We start from the raw sequence: 17,977 nt of genomic DNA, 5'->3' as shown, positions 1-17,977 counted from the left end.
CTATTTCAGGACGGGACATTAGTTGAATTAAAAACGTCTTACATTTTGTAAGACGTTTTTTTTTTGAGTTTATTTTTTTGTCAACACTTCGTTTTCAAATGTCACACCTTTCCATCCGTTTTGCATAAATTGACGAATATTATTGTGATCAGTTCCTTCTGGCGAATCTAATACAGCTTGATAATGTTCTGCAAATAATTTTAAGGTATCATCTTCAGAGAAATTATTCAATTTTGCAAAAGCAAAAACCTTCGCACTTCCTTGATTTTGATCCACAGCATTTTCCTGATTTCCATTTACAAAAGCAGAAGCTGTATAAAGATAATTTTCTTCAATATGCGCAATAACATCAGCAAAATTAGCTTCGTTTTGGTTTAATTTTTCTAAAATCATTGTATCTTTTTGTCAAAAATAAGAACTTATTTTGAATACAATAAGTCATTAAGTATGTTAATTTTTTTATGCACTTAAATACTTAACGAATGTTTAACAACTTTCTGTTTATTAATTGATTAGATTTATAAGTATTAACCAAGTAAAAGTAAATTTTATGTTTGAAAGAAGGCAATTTAATTATGAAACGTCAAGTGTTGCGTTACGTAAACTTGCGGAAAAAGGATATCAAGAAGATTTTAATTTATTAGAAAGTGATTTGATTGATCATCCGCACGATTTTAGAATTATTTACATCTATCGTTACGAAGGAAATTCGAATCCTGAAGATGAATCAAGTGTTTACGGAATCGAAAAAATATCGACAGGAGAAAAAGGAGTTTTAGTTGCAGGTAATTTGGGATTTGTACAAACAAATTTAGCATCGATACTTATTCAATTAGAAATTGAAGGCAGAGGCAGAATTCTGAACAACTAAAAACAAAAGCATGAATCAACTACTAAATATTACCATTAAAATATAAAAAAGCGTTACCAAGAAAATTGATAACGCTTTTTTTTATTTTTTTCGAAAAAATTTTAAATTTCTAAAGAAAGTTAATCGTTTTCTATTTTTAATAATAGTCTATATTCAGAAAAACGATGTTCGCGAATAGGTCGTATAAAAGGTTCTGTTTTGAAAAATAAAACTAAACATGGAGAAATATTTTTATATTTTTCTACAAATTCAAACGAAATTAATTCACCATTCTTTATTCGTTGTTTTATTTTGTTGTGATAAGGATACATTTTCCTTTTTATAAAATAATATTATTTTGCTTTTCTACATAAAACCTTGAACGGAATAGAAAATGCACTATTATATTTTGATTTCAAACGACGAATATCTTTGGTAGCTGAAGCTCTTGTAAAATAATCTCCAACTAAAACGCGATAATCTGGTGAAAAATAAGCTGTTTGTGATGATAAGTCTGGATAGGAACGCGCAAATTCATTTCTTACCTTCTCTGCATCTTTTCTATCTTTCGAATAATAAATCTGAATTTTGAAACCATTCACTTGTGGTGTGCCTGCGCAAGGATCATTAGATTGTATAACTGGTTTTTTCTCTGTCGGTTTCTTTACAGTAGTGGTATAACTACAAACAGCGTCTTCTTTTGCTTTTAATACATTATTTATTCTACTATCAATTTCCATATTCAATGTACCATTGTTGATAATTTGAACGGTATCAATTTTATCTTGAGCAAAAACGCAAGAAGAAAAAGTAATAAGGAATAAAAAGATAAATTTTTTCATAAGATGAAATTAATTTGTGCAAATATACTTTTTACAATTAAGTTATTAAATTTTATAGACTTTTATTTTCTTACAACGAATATTGTTCCAATTTTTTTCAACTAACAAATATTTGATTGTCGTTTCGTAAAATTGGTTGGCAGATTGTAATAAAAACAACAATGATTATTTTTTTAAATTATGTTAAATAGTAATTTTTCTTGTTCTAAATCTTTTCTATCAAATCAAATAGATAATATTTATACAGTGATATTTTTTAACAATTAATTTAGAAACGTTTTAAATTAAGCTCAATGACAAAGTTCAGTATGTAAACTTTATGATTTTATTAAGTATTGAAGCTATTTTTGCTGTTAGTTAAGTGTTCAAATAAAAACGAGTTAAAAGAAACAACGAACTGAGATTATTTAAGTAAATGAAGGCAAGATTTCTAAAAAGAATACGTTTATGGAGCTGCGCGATAATACTATCGACGTTCTCCTTAGCAAATGCCCAAGATGCAGGTAAAGGTTACGAATTATTCGAAGCCAACTGTACTGCATGTCACCAGATTGATGGTAAGTTAATTGGGCCGGAATTACGTAATGTTGAGAAACGCGTACAAGAAGAAGCTGGGCTTGGAAAAGAGTGGTTACACTCTTGGATTAAGGACAACAAAGCTTTACGTGCGTCTGGAGATGCGTATGCAAACAAAATTTTCGCTGAGTACAATAACACTGAAATGTTAGCTTTTCCTAACTTATCTGATGGTGATATTGATAATATTCTAGCGTATACTGCCGATCCTGATGGTGGTAAAAAGGCTTTTGATGATGCAAAAGCTGCAAAAAAGAAAGAAGCTGCTGCTGCTAAAGCTGCTGCTGCCGGAAACGGAGGTGGTGCTGGAACAGGAGTTATCGCAGTTGGATTTGTTGTATTAGCAGCATTATTATTGTGGATTTTGGTTCGCGTTAATGCATTAGTTAAAGCAACTGCAACTGATGATTTAGATTCTAAAGAAGAAAAAGCTGCTTTTTCTTTCGCAAACTTCTTCCAAAAATACCAAAAAGTTGGTGGTGTGTTAATCGCAGTATTAGCATTCTTTGCATTGTACAACGTGTATTGGGGATTAATGGGAATTGGTGTTGATAAAGGTTACGAGCCAGAACAACCAATCTATTTTTCTCACAAAGTTCACGCAGGTGTACAAGGTATCGACTGTCAGTACTGTCACAGTTCTGCTAAATACGGTAAAGTGTCTGGAATTCCTTCACCAAACGTATGTATGAACTGTCACAAAACAATCAAAGAATACAAAGGAGATTACTTCGAAGAAGAATTAATCACTTCTGGTAAATTCGCTGATGAGGAAGCAGTTAAGAATTTCTATACAGGAGAAATCCAAAAAATGTATAAAGCTATTGGATGGAATCCAGAAACGAACAAATACGATGGTCCACAAAAACCAATCGAATGGGTACGTATCCACAATATGCCAGATTTCGTATTCTTTAGCCACGCACAACACGTTGTAGCTGGAGAGAAAGCGATTAAGAAAGCGATTAAAGATGGAACTATTCCAAATGCTAAAGAATTGAACATTGGATCAGGAGACCAAGTTTGTTTTGCATGTCACGGACGTGTTGATGAAATGAACGAAGTGAAAATGGCGAATGATTTCACAATGGGATGGTGTATCGAGTGTCACAGAACTACTGAGGTAGATATGGACAACGAGTATAACAAAGAATATTACGCAGAACTACACGAAAAACTGAAAAAACAGTACGGTGACGCAACTAAGATTACAGTTGATGCTATCGGAGGTTTAGAGTGTGGTAAATGTCATTATTAATATAAAAAAGAGAGGAGTATAAATGGCTTCGAAGAAAAATTACTGGAAAAGTTTTGAGGAGTTAACTGACAATACATTAAATGAAAAGTTAACTACCAACGAATTTGCAGAAGAAATTCCTGTAGATAATTTCTTAGGGAATGATAACGCCATGGAGAATAGTCAAACTTCACGACGTGACTTTTTGAAGATTTTAGGGTTCAGTACAGCTGCTGTTACTTTAGCAGCCTGTGAAGCTCCAATCGTAAAATCTGTTCCTTATGTAGTGAAACCAGAAAACATTATGCCTGGTGTACCTACTTATTATGCATCTACAATTTTTGATGGATACGATTACGCGAACGTATTAGTACGTACAAGAGAAGGTCGTCCTATTAGAATTGATGCAAACAAAGGCGCAAAATATTATGGTTCTACAAATGCACGTGTTCAGGCATCTGTATTATCATTATACGATTCTGATAAAATAAAATCACCTTTAACAAACGCAGGTGAAAACTTCAAAGCAACATCTTGGAAAGAGCTTGATGCCCGTGTAACAAAAGCATTAGCATCAGTAGGAGGGAAAAAAGTAGTTATTTTAACTTCATCTTTACCTTCACCAACAACTAAAAAGTTGATTGCTGAGTTTGCAACAAAATATCCAACAACTCAACACGTTGTTTATGATGCAATTTCTTCTACGAATGCATTAGACGCAGCGCAAGAAGTTTATGGAAAAAGAGAATTGCCATTCTACGATCTTAAGAATGCTGAATTAGTTGTTTCTTTCAACGCAGATTTCTTAGGTGATTATAATGGTGGTGGAATGGAAGGTGATTATGGTATTGCTCGTAAACCAGGAGCAAAAATGATGCGTCACATCCAAGTAGAATCTGTTTTATCTTTAACAGGAGCAAATGCTGATACACGTTATCCATTAAAACCAACTGATACTGAAAAAGTATTGGCTGAAGTTTATAATAAATTAGCAGGTGGTTCAGCTTCATCTAAAGAAGCATTAGCTATTGCTGCTGAATTAACAGCAAAAGGTTCTAAAGCGGTTGTTATGGCTGATGGTTCGAAAGAAGCATACGCAATTGCATACGCAATTAACCAATTGTTAGGATCAGCTGCAGTTTCTGATAAAGCTGTTTTATTAAAAGAGTCTAACGACGCTGTATTTAATCAATTTGTTGCAGAAGCTAAAGCTGGACAAGTTGGAGTTTTATTAAACTTCCAAACAAATCCAATTTACAATGCTAAAAATGCAAAAGAAATTGAAGCAGCTTTCAAAAACATTGGACTTAAAGTTGGTTTAGTTGAAAAATTAGACGAAACTGCATCAGTAATGGACGTTATTGCTCCAGTTACTCACGGTTTAGAGTCTTGGAATGATTTCAACCCATTAACAGGTGTTTATTCATTACAACAACCAACAATTCCACGTGTATTTGATTCTCGTCAATTCCAAGATTCATTAATCGCATGGATGACAGGAGTAACTAAAGTAACAGAAGTAGAAGATCCAAATGATCCAATTATGGTGATGGCGGTTTCTGCAACTAGACAAAAAGTTTCTCCATATTACTTATATGTAAAACAAAACTGGGAATCAGCTATTTTACCAAAATTAGGTGTAGATTTCAACAAAGCATTATACAATGGTTATAATGAAGCGACTGAAACTTCTACATTTACTGCTAACACTGGTGTTGCTGCAGCTGCTGCTACAAAATTAGCTGCTGGTAAAGCGACAGAATGGGAGATTCAATTCTATTCTAAAGCTGGTTTAGGAGATGGTACACAAGCAAACAATCCTTGGTTACAAGAATTACCAGATCCAATTACACGTAACTCTTGGGATAACTATTTAACAGTTAATCCAAATGATGCGGAAAAATTAGGAATCAAAATTCAAGATAACTACAACGTTACAAACGGAAGAATGCAATTTGACGGTGAGTATGTAAACTTAACTGTTAATGGAGTAGTTTTAGAAAATGTTCCAGTATTCATCCAACCAGGTCAAGCAATCGGAACTGTAGGTTTAGCTTTCGGTTACGGTCGTACAAAAGCTGGTAAAGTTGCAAATAATGTAGGGGTTAACGCTTTCGCATTATACACTGGTAATGTAGGTGCATCTAACGTTAAGATCGAAAAATCTTCTCGTTCAGATAAACACGAATTTGCTAACATGCAACAACAACCAACATTGATGGGACGTTACGAAATCGCAAGAGAAGTTTCTTTAGCAGATTTCATCAACACAGATCGTCAAGAATGGAATCCAGTTGCGAAGATGCCAACATGGAGAGGAGATTCTCCAGTAGGTGAAGTAGATTTATGGGCTAGTTTTGATCGTTCAACAGGACCTCACTTCAATTTAACAATTGATATGAACTCTTGTACAGGATGTGGAGCGTGTGTGATTGCTTGTCAAGCAGAAAACAACGTACCAACTGTTGGTAAAGAGCAAATGCGTATGTCGAGAGATATGTATTGGTTAAGAATTGACCGTTACTACTCTGATGTTACTTACCAAGATAAAGACGGAAAATTAACTCAAAAAGTTGCGTTAGAATCTGATCCAGATAACGAACCACAACAATATACACGTTTAATTAAGCCAGAGGCTGAAAATCCAGATGTGATTTTCCAACCATTAATGTGTCAACACTGTAACCACGCTCCTTGTGAGACTGTGTGTCCAGTAGGTGCAACATCTCATGGTCGTCAAGGTCAAAACATGATGGCCTATAACCGTTGTGTTGGTACTCGTTATTGTGCAAATAACTGTCCTTATAAAGTACGTCGTTTCAACTGGTTTAACTGGGCGAACAATGATAAATACGACTTCCACATGAACAATGATTTAGGTCGTATGGTACTTAATCCAGATGTTGTTGTACGTACACGAGGAGTAATTGAGAAATGTTCATTCTGTATCCAACAAACTCAAGCTGCAATCTTAAAAGCTAAGAAAGAGAACAGAGTAGTTAAAGACGAAGAGTTTATGGCTGCTGCTGCTTGTGCTGCTGCTTGTGGAACAGGTGCGATGAAATTTGGTGATATCAATGATGATAAATCTGAAGTAAGAGCAGCATCGAAAGATAAACGTTCTTATGTTTTATTAGAAGAAATTGGTACAAAACCAAACGTTATCTATCAAGTAAAAGTTAGAAACAGAAAAGAACAAGCTTAATTAAATTAGTAAAGAATTAATAAGGTAAACAAATATGTCACATTACGAATCACAGGTAAGAGAACCCCTTATTTTAGGACATAAAACCTACCACGATATCACAGTAGACATTGCTCGTCCAATTGAGACGCCAGCAAGTAAATTGTGGTGGACATGTTTCAGTATAGCAATGGTTGCATTCATCTTTGGTGTTGGAGCAATTGCTTATACAGTAGGAACTGGTATTGGTGTATGGGGATTGAATAGAACGATTAACTGGGGTTGGGATATCACCAACTTCGTATGGTGGGTAGGTATCGGTCACGCTGGTACGTTAATCTCAGCCGTTTTATTATTATTCCGTCAAAAATGGAGAATGTCGGTTAACCGTTCTGCGGAAGCCATGACAATCTTCGCCGTTGTACAGGCAGCGTTATTCCCTGTAATTCACATGGGTCGTCCATGGTTAATGTACTGGGTATTCCCAATTCCTAACCAATTTGGATCTTTATGGCCTAACTTTAACTCACCATTATTATGGGACGTATTCGCGATTTCTACGTATTTCTCTGTATCAACAGTTTTCTGGTTGATGGGATTAATTCCTGACTTCGCTATGGTACGTGACCGTGCAACAAAACCATTCGCTAAGAAAATCTACGGAATCTTATCATTCGGATGGGGTGGTGGAGCAAAACACTGGCAACGTTTCGAAGAGTTATCTTTGGTATTAGCTGGTTTATGTACACCGTTAGTATTCTCGGTACACACGATTGTATCTTTTGACTTCGCAACGTCGGTAATCAAAGGATGGCACTCAACAGTATATCCTCCATATTTCGTTGCTGGAGCTATTTTCTCTGGTTTCGCGATGGTACAAACATTATTAAGTGTAATGCGTAAAGTTTTACACTACGAAGATTATATCACACGTAAACACATCGAGTACATGAATATTGTAATCGTTGTAACAGGTGGTATGGTTGCAGTAGCATACTTAACAGAGTTATGGATCGCTTGGTATTCAGGATCTCGTTACGAAGACTTTACATACTTCTCTCCAGGAGCAGCAACAGGACCTTATTGGTGGGCATTCTGGGCGTTAATTATCTGTAACGTTTTAGTACCAGGATTATTATGGATTCGTCCAATCAGAAGAAACTTCTTCTGGACATTCGTTATCTCTATCGTAGTTAACATCGGTATGTGGTTCGAGCGTTTTGATATTATCGTTATCAACTTATCTCGTGACTATTTACCATCGAGCTGGACAATGTTTATGCCTTCATGGGTAGACGTAGGTATCTTCTTAGGTACTATGGGATTCTTTTCTGTGTTATACTTATTGTACGCACGTACATTCCCAGTTATTTCACAATCTGAGTTAAAAACTATTTTGAAATCATCAGGCGAAAGCTATAAAAAACATCATACTGAAGATGAGCATCACGAACACTAAAATCGTTTATGGTCTTTACGGAGACGATGATGATTTATTAAAAGCAGTAAAATCTATTCGTAAACAAGGTATTACGATAGATGAAGTATATACACCTTTCCCTGTACACGGTTTAGATAAAGCTTTAGGATTAAAGAAAACTCGTATTTCTGACCTTGCTTTCTTCTACGGTGCATTTGGTACAACGTTAGCATCTTTGATGACATGGTTTATTATGAACCATGACTGGGCTCAAGATATTGGAGGGAAACCATCTTTTTCTTGGGGTGAGAATATGCCAGCTTTCGTTCCTATTATGTTCGAGTTGACAGTATTCTGTGCAGCGCACTTTATGTCATTAACATACTTAGTGCGTAACAAAATGTACCCAGGTGCTAAAGCTAAAAACCCAGATCCACGTACAACAGATGATAAATTCTTAATCGAAATCAGAACAGCTGATGTTGAGAAAATCAAAAATGTATTTGTAGAAACTGGTGCTGAAGAAGTAACTGTAAAAGGTGATGTAGTCGTAGAACCAAGTGTTAACAATTTAGTACAAGAAGCATAATGAAAAAGATAGCATTACTTATAGGATTAGGAAGTATTATTATCACTTCTTGTTCTGATAAAAAACGTCACGCAAGTATCGTATATATGCCAGATATGTATTATCCTACGGCATATGATCCTTATGAAAAGGCAACTTTTGGTTACCCTCATGACGAAGAAAACTCTGAAGTTCCTGTATTAAGTAAAAATCATAATATGTCTGCATTAGAATCTGTAGAAGGTGCTGTTGCAAGAACAGATGGTGATATTTTACCATGGACTTTCAAAAACAATAACGCTGGTTATGCACAAGCAAAAGCAGTAACTGTTTCTCCTTTGAATGCGGCTAACAAAGCTGCAGACTTAGAAAGAGGTAAGTTATTGTTTGGACAAAATTGTGCAGTTTGTCACGGTGAAGCTGGTGATGGACAAGGTTCAATTGTAAAATCTAAAGCTTATTCAGGTGTTCCTAATTATAGCGAAAGAGATGTTACAGTAGGTTCTGTTTATCATGTAATTATGTACGGAAAAAATGCGATGGGTTCTTACGCATCTCAATTGACTCCTGCAGACCGTTGGAGAGTTGCTGAATATGTAATGAGTTTGAAAGGTGCTACTACAGCTGCCGCTGCTCCTGCTGGAGACGCAACTGCTGAAGCAAAACCTGCAACAGAAACTGAAACAGCAACTAATAAATAATAAAATAAGTTAATTATTATGCAATATACATTTTCCCCAAGATTAAAAAATGCATCACTTATCTTAGCTGTTATAGGTATTGTACTTTACGGGATAGGATTTTTCTTACATCAACAAGATGTTGCTAATTCAACTGAATATATTAACGGTTTGATTGAAGCTCACCCAACTCAATTTTTTGGTGACTACATTTCAGATTCTTATGCATCTATGAACACAGATCATGCTGGACACATGGAGCATTTGACAAATTTATTGAAAAACAGACCTTGGGCTGCTTTCTATGTACCAGCTTATTTATCGTTTGGTATTGCGGCATCTGCTTTGTTTTTCTTATGTATTCAATTCGTAGCTAACGCTGGTTGGTCTATGGTAGTATCTCGTGTTATGGAGGCTATCGCGTCATTTTTACCAGTTGGTTCTGTACTTGTAGCTATCATCGTTTTAGGATCTTATTTTCATATGAATCACTTATTCCACTGGATGGATGCTGATTTAATAAATCCTGATAGCGAGAAGTATGATATCTACATGGCAAACAAAGCTCAACTTTGGTTAAGCCCTAACTTCTGGTTAATACGTTGTGTTATTTACTTAGTAGTATTATCTTTAATGTTACCAGTAATTAAAAACGCAACACGCAAATTAGATGAGACAAACGGAGACTTAAAAGTGTACGCTCAATTGTACAAAAAATCAGTAATTTACTTAGTGATTTTCGCAATTTGTTCTGCAGCATTTGCTTGGGATTTCGTGATGTCTTTAGATCCACACTGGTTCTCTTCATTATTTATGTGGTACGGAATGGTTTCATACTTAGTTTCTGCGGTTTCTATTATGGCAATTATTTCTATCTACTTAAAAAGAAAGAACGCTTTACCATTATTTAATGATAACCACTTACATGATTTAACAAAATACATGTTCGGTTTCTCATTATTATGGTCTTACTTATGGTTCTGTCAATTCATGTTACAATGGTACGCAAACATTCCTGAGGAAGCTCAATACTTCCAACAACGTATGGCGCAATACCCATTATATTTCTGGATGTTGATTATTAACTTAGTAGCTCCATTCTTGATTTTAATTTCTTCAAGCATGAAACGTCGTTATCAAATCGTTTTCGCGATGGGATTCGTTATCATCTTTGGACACTACTGGGATTTCTACAACCAAATTATGCCAGCAGCTGTTGGACCATTCCACAACTTTGGTTTAATGGAAATTGGAGCATTAGTTGGAATCGGAGGATTATTTACATTCGTAGTTATGAATGCAGTTTCTAAATTAAACTTAGAAGCAAAAGGTCACCCTTACTTCCACGAATCAAAAATTTATGAATATCCTTTCTAATCAGAAAGATGTTATAAAACCTAAAAAGCTCGATGCATTTGCATCGAGCTTTTTTTATTTGATTAATAATTGTTATTTTATTCTTGAATTGTTCTACGTTTTATTTCCAAATCAACCAAGAAATGATCGACATCGTCATCTGTTGATAGATTTCCAACCACGTAAACACCTTTGTCTCCGTTTTGATTATTGATTATACCATAAACAGAAGATTCGTCATCAGGATCAGACATTCCTTCGTAACGATAAATGCATACGATATCAAAGATTTCAGGGGCTTGTTTTAATTGATTTTTTTCGATATTATAGTCAATCGTAAAACCATTTTCTTTTAGTTCGTCTAAGGCTTCGTTTGTTGTTTTGTAGCGGTATTGGATTTTTTCTTTCATAATTTTAATAGTTTAATTATTGATTCTCAAATACTATTCCAATCAGTATATTCATTAAAATATTGTAAAGTCTTTTTTGGTAAGGTTATTGTCTTATCTCAAAATGAATATAATGAATATGATTATGAAACTAATAGTATTAAAAAAAATTAACTTGATTGCGTTTTTTGCCCTCGCTGCTTTATTTTTGGTATCGTGTGATGGTTCTCAACTATATATGGATTAGAGCATCAGCATAAACACAAAAAGAAGTATAAGAAATATCCGAAGTACGAAGTAAGATATGATGACCATCGTAGCTTACCACCAGGTCAACACAAAAAAGTACACGGTTATAAATCTGCAAAACGATATGCACCAGGTCAACAAAAGAAAAATAATGGGAATTATTATAAAAAGAAAGGGCATCATAAACATCATAATGATTAAAAAAGAAAAGGATTGANNTCAATCCTTTTCTTTTTTAATATCTAAAAATTGTTTTACTCTACAACTTCCATTTCTACGTTTAATGTTCCCGAATTAATAGAACCTATAGAAGTAAACGCTGCTTTACTCAAATCCAATAAACGAGATTTTGTATGTGGTCCTCTATCGTTTATTTTTACAACAACAGATTTTCCGTTATTTGTATTGGTTACTTTGACTTTTGTACCGAATGGTAAAGTTTTGTGGGCTGCAGTTAAGTTATTTTTGTTATATAACTCGCCACTAGAAGTTTTTTTACCGTGAAATTTATCAGCATACCATGATACAATTCCACTTACTTTTTTTCCAGCTTTTTCAACAATTTCCGAAATCGCAGTGTTATCTGTTTTATTAAAATCTGAAAATTTATTGATTATATTAAGTTTCAAATTTTTAGTTATAGTAACTGGTAACGGATTTTCTATTGAAAAGTTTGATTTTCCTTTTGCCTGAGCCATCGGGATAATCATCAGCATTACTAATAATGTTAAAATATTCTTTGTCATTCTTTAGTTCTTTCTGAATCTTTATCTAAAATAAGCATAATAGATTTTGTTTGTACATGCATAGTTTTTTCTAATGATTTTCAGAAAAGAAAAAAGAGCTAATGGTCTATGTTTAGTAGCCTTAGAAACAATTGTTAACAATAAGTTAAAAATATGGTTACTTATTAAAATTTTTAAGAACTATTGACTAAAATTACATAAATAACAATTAATCAACGTGTTAACTTTTTTATAAGTAAATGTTAAATTAAATGACGCGATTAAGATGTTGATTTAAGATATTTTTTAATCCAGTAAAATGCATAATTTGTTGAAGAATTTGGCTTGTTTCTTCGATTGATAATTCAGGATTTTTTGTTTGATGCATCAATTCTTTAATCATATTATCTATGTAAATAATTTTGAAGCGAAGTAAAACATCAAATAAATCTTTGTGTACAAATTCTTCTTTTTTCTTAATGTTGATGCCTTGTTTTACTGTCCAGTTTTCGCTTAAACTATGTTTTTCTAACATCATTTCTGAAGCAAGCTGTACAATTTCTGGATTGGTTAATCGAGAAAAATAAGTTCCTGTTCGCAATTCATCATTTCCCAAACCAACTTTCACTTCTTCTAAAATAGATTGATAAAGAGGATTACTTAAACTTAGCTCGTTTTCATCAAATTGAGAAATGATTTCCTGGTTAACTGTTGTTTTATATAGCTCGTTGTTCTCGTTTTTCAAATCAACTTCCAAATCACCAAATTGCATAATCAACTTAATGATTTCATTTTCTACAGTTTGCTGAACATTGATGACTTCTTTTGTAGACGGAACAACCGAAATAGCAGGTTTTTTCGTTCGCGCATTATCAGTAATATGAGAAGACGAAGAAGTCGATTTATCGGCAGAATTTTGCAATTGAGCCAATTCTTTGAACAAAACCTCTTCTCGAATTTCCATAATTTTAGAAGTTTCTGCAATGTAAACCTCCTGCTTGATAATATTCGGAATAAGTGAAATCGATTTGACAATTTCTCTAATTAATTCCGCTTTTTTGATAGGATCATTCTTCGCATCTTCCAACAAAACATTTGCCTTAAAACGAATGAAATCGGAGGCATTTTCTTTTATATACGCTTCGATTTCTGTTGTCGAATGTTTTTTCGCAAACGAATCCGGATCTTCGCCCTCTGGTAACAATAGAATTTTGACATTCATTTCTTGTTCCAAAATCATATCAATTCCGCGAAAAGAAGCTTTGATACCAGCATTATCGCCATCGTACATCACAATGATGTTCTCTGTCAAACGTTTTATCAAACGAATTTGCTCATTTGTAAGTGCTGTTCCAGAACTCGCCACCACATTTTGTATTCCAGCTTGATGCAGAGACAAAACATCTGTATAACCTTCAACCAAAAAACATTGATCGGCTTTTATAATGTGTTGCTTTGCCTGAAATAATCCGTAAAGCGTTTTACTTTTATGGTAAATTTTATTTTCGGGAGAGTTTAAATATTTAGCAGCTTTGGCATCATTTCGCAAAATTCGTCCACCAAAACCTAATGTTCTACCAGAAAAACTATAAATAGGAAACATAACACGTTCGCGAAACTTATCATATTTCTTATTATCTTCTTTGAAAGTTGCTAAACCAGCTTCTTCAATTAATTCTTTTGAATAACCATTTTTTAAAGCATATTCAGCAAAAGCATCCCATTGTTTTGGCGAATAACCAAGTTCAAATTTATCGATAGTTTCTTTGGTGAAACCACGTTCACGGAAATAACTCAGACCAATTAAATTTCCTTCTTCCGAATTATGCAATTGATTAGTGAAGAATTTCTTCGCAAAATCAGTCAAGATATATAAACTTTCTCGGTCTTTTTCTTCTTGTTGTTGCTCAAAAGTATATTCACCATCTTCTTCAATCTCGATGTTATAACGTTTTGCCAGCCATCGCAACGCTTCTGGATAAGTAAATTGTTCAACTTCCATCAAAAAAGTCACAACATTTCCACCTCTTCCAGAAGAAAAATCTTTCCAGATTTGTTTGGCAGGCGAAACAACAAAAGAAGGTGTCTTTTCATTACCAAAAGGCGAGAGTCCTTTTAAGCTAGAACCTGCACGTTTTAGGGTAACAAAATCACCAACAACTTCTTCTACACGAGCTGTTTCGAAAATTATATCTATCGTTCTTTGAGAAATCAAATTGAATTATTTTTTGAAAATTATATAAACAAATTATTTCTCAAAATTAAAACAAATTCTTTACTTGGCTTCATCTTTTCAAAACCTTTGTAGAAACGAATTTTAACATTTTTGAGATTTTGGTATGATATTCGTATATTAGACTGAAACTTGAAATTAAATTTGATGAAATCAACACTTTTAAAAATATCTTTTGCAGCAATTTTAGCAACAGGATTTTTAACATCTTGTTCTACTGTTAATAACGTGATTGGTAATACTGAAAACACAAATGATAACTCTATTTTAGGGAAATGGGAGTTGAGCCAAATTAATTTTATGAAGGCAGGTACTATTGCAGAAGCTTATCCAATAGGAACACCTTATCTTAATTTTGTTTCAAATAGTATGTTAAATGCTTCGGATGGTTGTAACACTATGAATGGAGGAGTTACAATTTCTGGAAATGAAATAACTTTTGGTAATATGATGTCTACGATGAAAGCTTGTCAAAATGTAGAAGATTCTAATTTCAGTTCAAAATTAAATGGAAAATTAAAATATTCTATTTCAGATAATAAATTATTATTAATCCAAGGTGATATTGTCATCATGACTTTTGTTCGTCCTGGTACTTTAGCAGGCTCTTGGGAATTAGAAGAATTTATTGGTAAAGATAGAAGTGCAAAATCATTAGATGATCGTTTCCCAAATCAAAAACCTACATTAACATTCCAAAATAACAAAGTTTCTGGTAATGATGGATGTAATAATTTGACAGGAGCTTATGTAGCGGTTGGTAATTCATTGACAAAACATCGCAACTACGCGTATGGCTTGTCAAGGAGTAGATTCTGATGCTTTTGGAGAGCGTTTTAACAATGTAAACAAATACGAAATTATAGACGGAAAATTAGTTTTGTTTGCTAATGATGTTAAAACAATGGTTTTCAAGAAAAAATAATGAAATTCAATTCATAAATCATTAAAGCTGTCATTTTTTGACAGCTTTTTTATTTTTATATTTGTAGACTTTTTAAAAGGAGAGAAAGATGAAATTTCCACAAACACATCAATTAAAAGATATAGCATCAATTATCGATGCAAAATTTATTGGAGACGAAAATTTTCCAGTAGAAGGAATCAATGAAATTCACCGTGTAGAAGCGGGAGATATAGTTTTTGTTGATCATCCAAAATATTATGATAAAGCGTTACAATCGAATGCTACAATTGTTTTGATAAACAAAGAAGTTGATTGTCCAGAAGGAAAAGCTTTGTTGATTTCTGATGATCCTTTCCGTGATTTTGTCAAAATTGGACAACATTTTATGGCGTTTGAAGCTGCTACAAAACAAATTTCTGATTCTGCAGAAATAGGTGAAGGAACAATTATTCAGCCAGGCGCATTTATAGGAAATCATGTCAAAATTGGAAAAAATTGTGTGATTCATTCTAATGTTTCAATCAATGATTATGCAATTATCGGAGATAATGTAATTATTCGTTCGGGAACAGTTTTAGGAGCTGATGCATTTTACTACAAAAACCGCGAAACAGGTTTTGATCGTTTAAAATCTGTCGGAAATGTTATCATCGAAAATAATGTAGAAATTGGTGCGAATTGTACGATAGATAGAGGAGTTTCTGCTTCTACAATTATTGGTGAAGGAACAATAATGGATAATTTAATTCAGATTGGTCACGATACAATTATTGGTAAAAAATGTTTGATTGCTTCGCAAGTTGGAATTGCTGGTTGTGTAAATGTAGAAGACGAAGTTTCTATTTGGGGACAAGTTGGGATTACAAGTGGTGTAACAATCGGTACAAAAGCGGTATTATTAGCACAAGCAGGAGTTAGTAAATCTCTGGAAGGAGGAAAAACATATTTTGGTTATCCAGCTGAAGAGGCTCGAGGATTGTATAAAAAAATGGCTGTCACAGAGATAATGGTTCGCGATTACAAGAGAAAATAAAATTATCTATAGAAAATATTTTATAGCCGACCGTTTGGTCGGCTTTTTTTATGATAAATATCTTATCCTTTTTTGTCCTGTTCCAATAAAGATTTAGTGTATTTTTTACATTGAATATTTTTTAAAATGCAAAACTCCTTTTATATTTGTGTAAATTAAAAATCACAATGTCTGTATTAGTAAACAAAGATTCAAAAATAATCGTTCAAGGTTTCACAGGGAAAGAAGGAACTTTTCATGCTGAGCAAATGATTGAATATGGAACACAAGTAGTAGGTGGTGTAACTCCAGGGAAAGGAGGACAAACTCACTTAGGGTTACCAATTTTTAACACAGTAAAAGATGCTGTTGATCAAGCAGGAGCAGACGTTTCTATTATTTTCGTTCCACCAGCATTCGCTGCTGACGCTGTAATGGAAGCTGCAGAAGCAGGTATCAAAGTAATTATCTGTATTACAGAAGGTATTCCAGTAGAAGATATGGTAAAAGTACAAGCGTATGTTGATCAAAGAGATGTAACATTAATCGGGCCTAACTGTCCTGGTGTTATCACTTCTGAGGAAGCAAAAGTTGGTATTATGCCAGGTTTCATTTTCAAAAAAGGTAAAGTTGGTATCGTTTCTAAATCAGGAACTTTAACTTACGAAGCTGCTGACCAAGTTGTAAAAGCTGGTTACGGAATTTCTACAGCAATCGGAATTGGAGGAGACCCAATTATTGGAACTACAACGAAAGAAGCTGTTGAATTATTTATGAATGACCCAGAAACTGAGTGTATCGTAATGATTGGTGAAATTGGTGGACAATTAGAAGCTGAGGCTGCTCGTTGGATTAAAGTAAATGGAACTAAACCAGTTGTAGGATTTATTGCAGGACAAACTGCACCAAAAGGTCGTACAATGGGACACGCTGGAGCTATCGTTGGTGGAGCTGATGATACAGCACAAGCTAAAATGGCAATTATGGAAGAATGTGGAATCCACGTTGTTGCATCTCCTGCTGATATTGGAGCTACAGTTGCAAAAGTTTTAGGATAAGAATATTCTTAATCAAAATAGTAAAGGAACTCAAATTTGAGTTCCTTTTTTTATTTTAAAATTCTTGTTATGTTATAAATATTATATGTAATAAATCCAACTAATACTACTCCTCCAAACATAAATAATAAATCGAATTGGCTTCGAAATTTATTTGAGGATATTCTTTTAATTTAAAGATTAAATATTCTTTTCGATTTTTTCTTTTTCCACTAAAATCTATTTCTGGTTGATAAGCCATATGACCTTTAATGGTTTTGTATTCTTGTATTTTATCAGGATGATAATTTTCTATGCTAAAAGATAAAATAAATATTATTAAAGAGGAGAAAGTCAATGATGTAATTATAATATATTCTTTTTCTACAAAACTTATTTCAAAATCTTCATTCTTTTTTATTTCAGGATAATTAGTTTTTAAATAAGATAGAATCTCATCAAACACATATTTATTATGAACTTCTTTAATACGACAAACTATTTTATTATCAGCATACAATTGAATTAATTGTCCATTAGATTTCTTTTTATAAGAATCTTTATATTCACCGTTTGTAATACTATAGCTTGTGAAAGCTATCACTTTCTTATATACTAAATTAGTATAAATAAGTCTGTTGTTATTAAATTCATAAGACTCTTTACTATTACTAATTATAAAATAAAGTTGAATGTGTAATCTTCCCTAAAA

Annotated in this window: 17 protein-coding genes; 11 read left to right on the top strand and 6 right to left on the bottom strand. The window is 33.4% G+C overall.

Translation table 11 applies throughout. The features are described 5' to 3' along the window. Positions 1-69 precede the first annotated feature (69 nt). Complete coding sequence (locus B3M86_RS07160) at positions 70-393, bottom strand: HopJ type III effector protein (protein ID WP_038336908.1); 324 nt, start codon at positions 391-393, stop codon at positions 70-72. 157 nt (positions 394-550) lie between these two features. Between B3M86_RS07160 and B3M86_RS07155 the strand changes: the two genes are divergently transcribed. Beyond that, a complete protein-coding gene (locus tag B3M86_RS07155) occupies positions 551-871 on the top strand; it encodes a hypothetical protein (RefSeq protein WP_219035258.1) in 321 nt (106 codons plus the stop codon). A 332-nt stretch (positions 872-1,203) separates the two neighbouring features. Here the strand turns inward: B3M86_RS07155 and B3M86_RS07150 are convergent, their stop codons facing one another. Further along, complete coding sequence (locus B3M86_RS07150; protein WP_038336913.1) at positions 1,204-1,692, bottom strand: SPOR domain-containing protein; 489 nt, start codon at positions 1,690-1,692, stop codon at positions 1,204-1,206. A gap of 415 nt (positions 1,693-2,107) precedes the next feature. On the opposite strand from B3M86_RS07150, the gene B3M86_RS07145 reads away from it, so the two are divergent. Genes B3M86_RS07145 through B3M86_RS07120 form a run of 6 tightly spaced genes read left to right on the top strand, consistent with a single transcriptional unit; the run spans position 2,108 to position 10,734 of the window. Then, entirely contained in the window at positions 2,108-3,526 is a 1,419-nt protein-coding gene (locus B3M86_RS07145) for a c-type cytochrome (protein ID WP_180906121.1), read from the top strand. A 22-nt stretch (positions 3,527-3,548) separates the two neighbouring features. Beyond that, on the top strand, positions 3,549-6,710 hold the full coding sequence (locus B3M86_RS07140; RefSeq protein WP_038336918.1) for a TAT-variant-translocated molybdopterin oxidoreductase: 3,162 nt from the start codon (positions 3,549-3,551) through the stop codon (positions 6,708-6,710). A gap of 34 nt (positions 6,711-6,744) precedes the next feature. Further along, positions 6,745-8,148 carry an NrfD/PsrC family molybdoenzyme membrane anchor subunit gene (gene nrfD, locus B3M86_RS07135; protein ID WP_038336919.1) on the top strand — a complete coding sequence of 468 codons (1,404 nt, stop codon included), beginning with the start codon at positions 6,745-6,747 and terminating at the stop codon, positions 8,146-8,148. Continuing rightward, a complete protein-coding gene (locus tag B3M86_RS07130; RefSeq protein ID WP_221627898.1) occupies positions 8,129-8,698 on the top strand; it encodes a DUF3341 domain-containing protein in 570 nt (189 codons plus the stop codon). The genes nrfD and B3M86_RS07130 overlap by 20 nt, the downstream gene beginning before the upstream one ends. Next, the gene (locus B3M86_RS07125; RefSeq protein WP_219035261.1) at positions 8,698-9,378 is read left to right on the top strand and encodes a c-type cytochrome; all 681 of its coding nucleotides are present in this window, start codon (positions 8,698-8,700) and stop codon (positions 9,376-9,378) included. Before B3M86_RS07130 ends, B3M86_RS07125 begins: the two co-directional genes overlap by 1 nt. A gap of 18 nt (positions 9,379-9,396) precedes the next feature. Then, positions 9,397-10,734, top strand: coding sequence for a hypothetical protein (locus B3M86_RS07120; RefSeq protein WP_125349738.1), 1,338 nt, complete (start codon positions 9,397-9,399; stop codon positions 10,732-10,734). 77 nt (positions 10,735-10,811) lie between these two features. Here B3M86_RS07120 and B3M86_RS07115 read toward each other — a convergent pair whose 3' ends face one another. The 3 genes from B3M86_RS07115 to dnaG form a co-directional block, all read right to left on the bottom strand. Continuing rightward, a complete protein-coding gene (locus B3M86_RS07115) occupies positions 10,812-11,123 on the bottom strand; it encodes a hypothetical protein (protein ID WP_114999479.1) in 312 nt (103 codons plus the stop codon). Positions 11,124-11,605: 482 nt separating this feature from the next. Then, positions 11,606-12,097 (bottom strand): septal ring lytic transglycosylase RlpA family protein, encoded by a 492-nt coding sequence (locus B3M86_RS07110; RefSeq protein WP_280049577.1) that lies wholly within the window; start codon positions 12,095-12,097, stop codon positions 11,606-11,608. A gap of 247 nt (positions 12,098-12,344) precedes the next feature. Continuing rightward, the gene (dnaG, locus tag B3M86_RS07105; RefSeq protein WP_291076523.1) at positions 12,345-14,291 is read right to left on the bottom strand and encodes a DNA primase; all 1,947 of its coding nucleotides are present in this window, start codon (positions 14,289-14,291) and stop codon (positions 12,345-12,347) included. Positions 14,292-14,456: 165 nt separating this feature from the next. On the opposite strand from dnaG, the gene B3M86_RS07100 reads away from it, so the two are divergent. The 4 genes from B3M86_RS07100 to sucD all read left to right on the top strand — a co-directional run bounded on the left by B3M86_RS07100 (position 14,457) and on the right by sucD (position 17,286). Further along, positions 14,457-15,128 carry an META domain-containing protein gene (locus B3M86_RS07100; protein WP_291076521.1) on the top strand — a complete coding sequence of 224 codons (672 nt, stop codon included), beginning with the start codon at positions 14,457-14,459 and terminating at the stop codon, positions 15,126-15,128. Further along, positions 15,103-15,234 carry a hypothetical protein gene (locus tag B3M86_RS07095; protein ID WP_291076519.1) on the top strand — a complete coding sequence of 44 codons (132 nt, stop codon included), beginning with the start codon at positions 15,103-15,105 and terminating at the stop codon, positions 15,232-15,234. Before B3M86_RS07100 ends, B3M86_RS07095 begins: the two co-directional genes overlap by 26 nt. Positions 15,235-15,322: 88 nt before the next feature. Continuing rightward, positions 15,323-16,249, top strand: coding sequence for a UDP-3-O-(3-hydroxymyristoyl)glucosamine N-acyltransferase (locus B3M86_RS07090; protein WP_114999484.1), 927 nt, complete (start codon positions 15,323-15,325; stop codon positions 16,247-16,249). A gap of 167 nt (positions 16,250-16,416) precedes the next feature. Next, complete coding sequence (gene sucD, locus B3M86_RS07085) at positions 16,417-17,286, top strand: succinate--CoA ligase subunit alpha (RefSeq protein ID WP_280035736.1); 870 nt, start codon at positions 16,417-16,419, stop codon at positions 17,284-17,286. A gap of 106 nt (positions 17,287-17,392) precedes the next feature. On the opposite strand, the gene B3M86_RS07080 is transcribed toward sucD, so the two are convergent. Beyond that, a complete protein-coding gene (locus B3M86_RS07080; protein WP_291047031.1) occupies positions 17,393-17,869 on the bottom strand; it encodes a hypothetical protein in 477 nt (158 codons plus the stop codon). Positions 17,870-17,977: the final 108 nt, after the last annotated feature.

It is taken from the genome of Empedobacter sp. UBA6305 (genome assembly GCF_002440405.1).
Lineage (GTDB): Bacteria > Bacteroidota > Bacteroidia > Flavobacteriales > Weeksellaceae > Empedobacter > Empedobacter falsenii_B.
The sequence above is the reverse complement of the archived record's forward strand: the minus strand, read 5'-3'. Positions and strand labels throughout refer to the sequence as shown.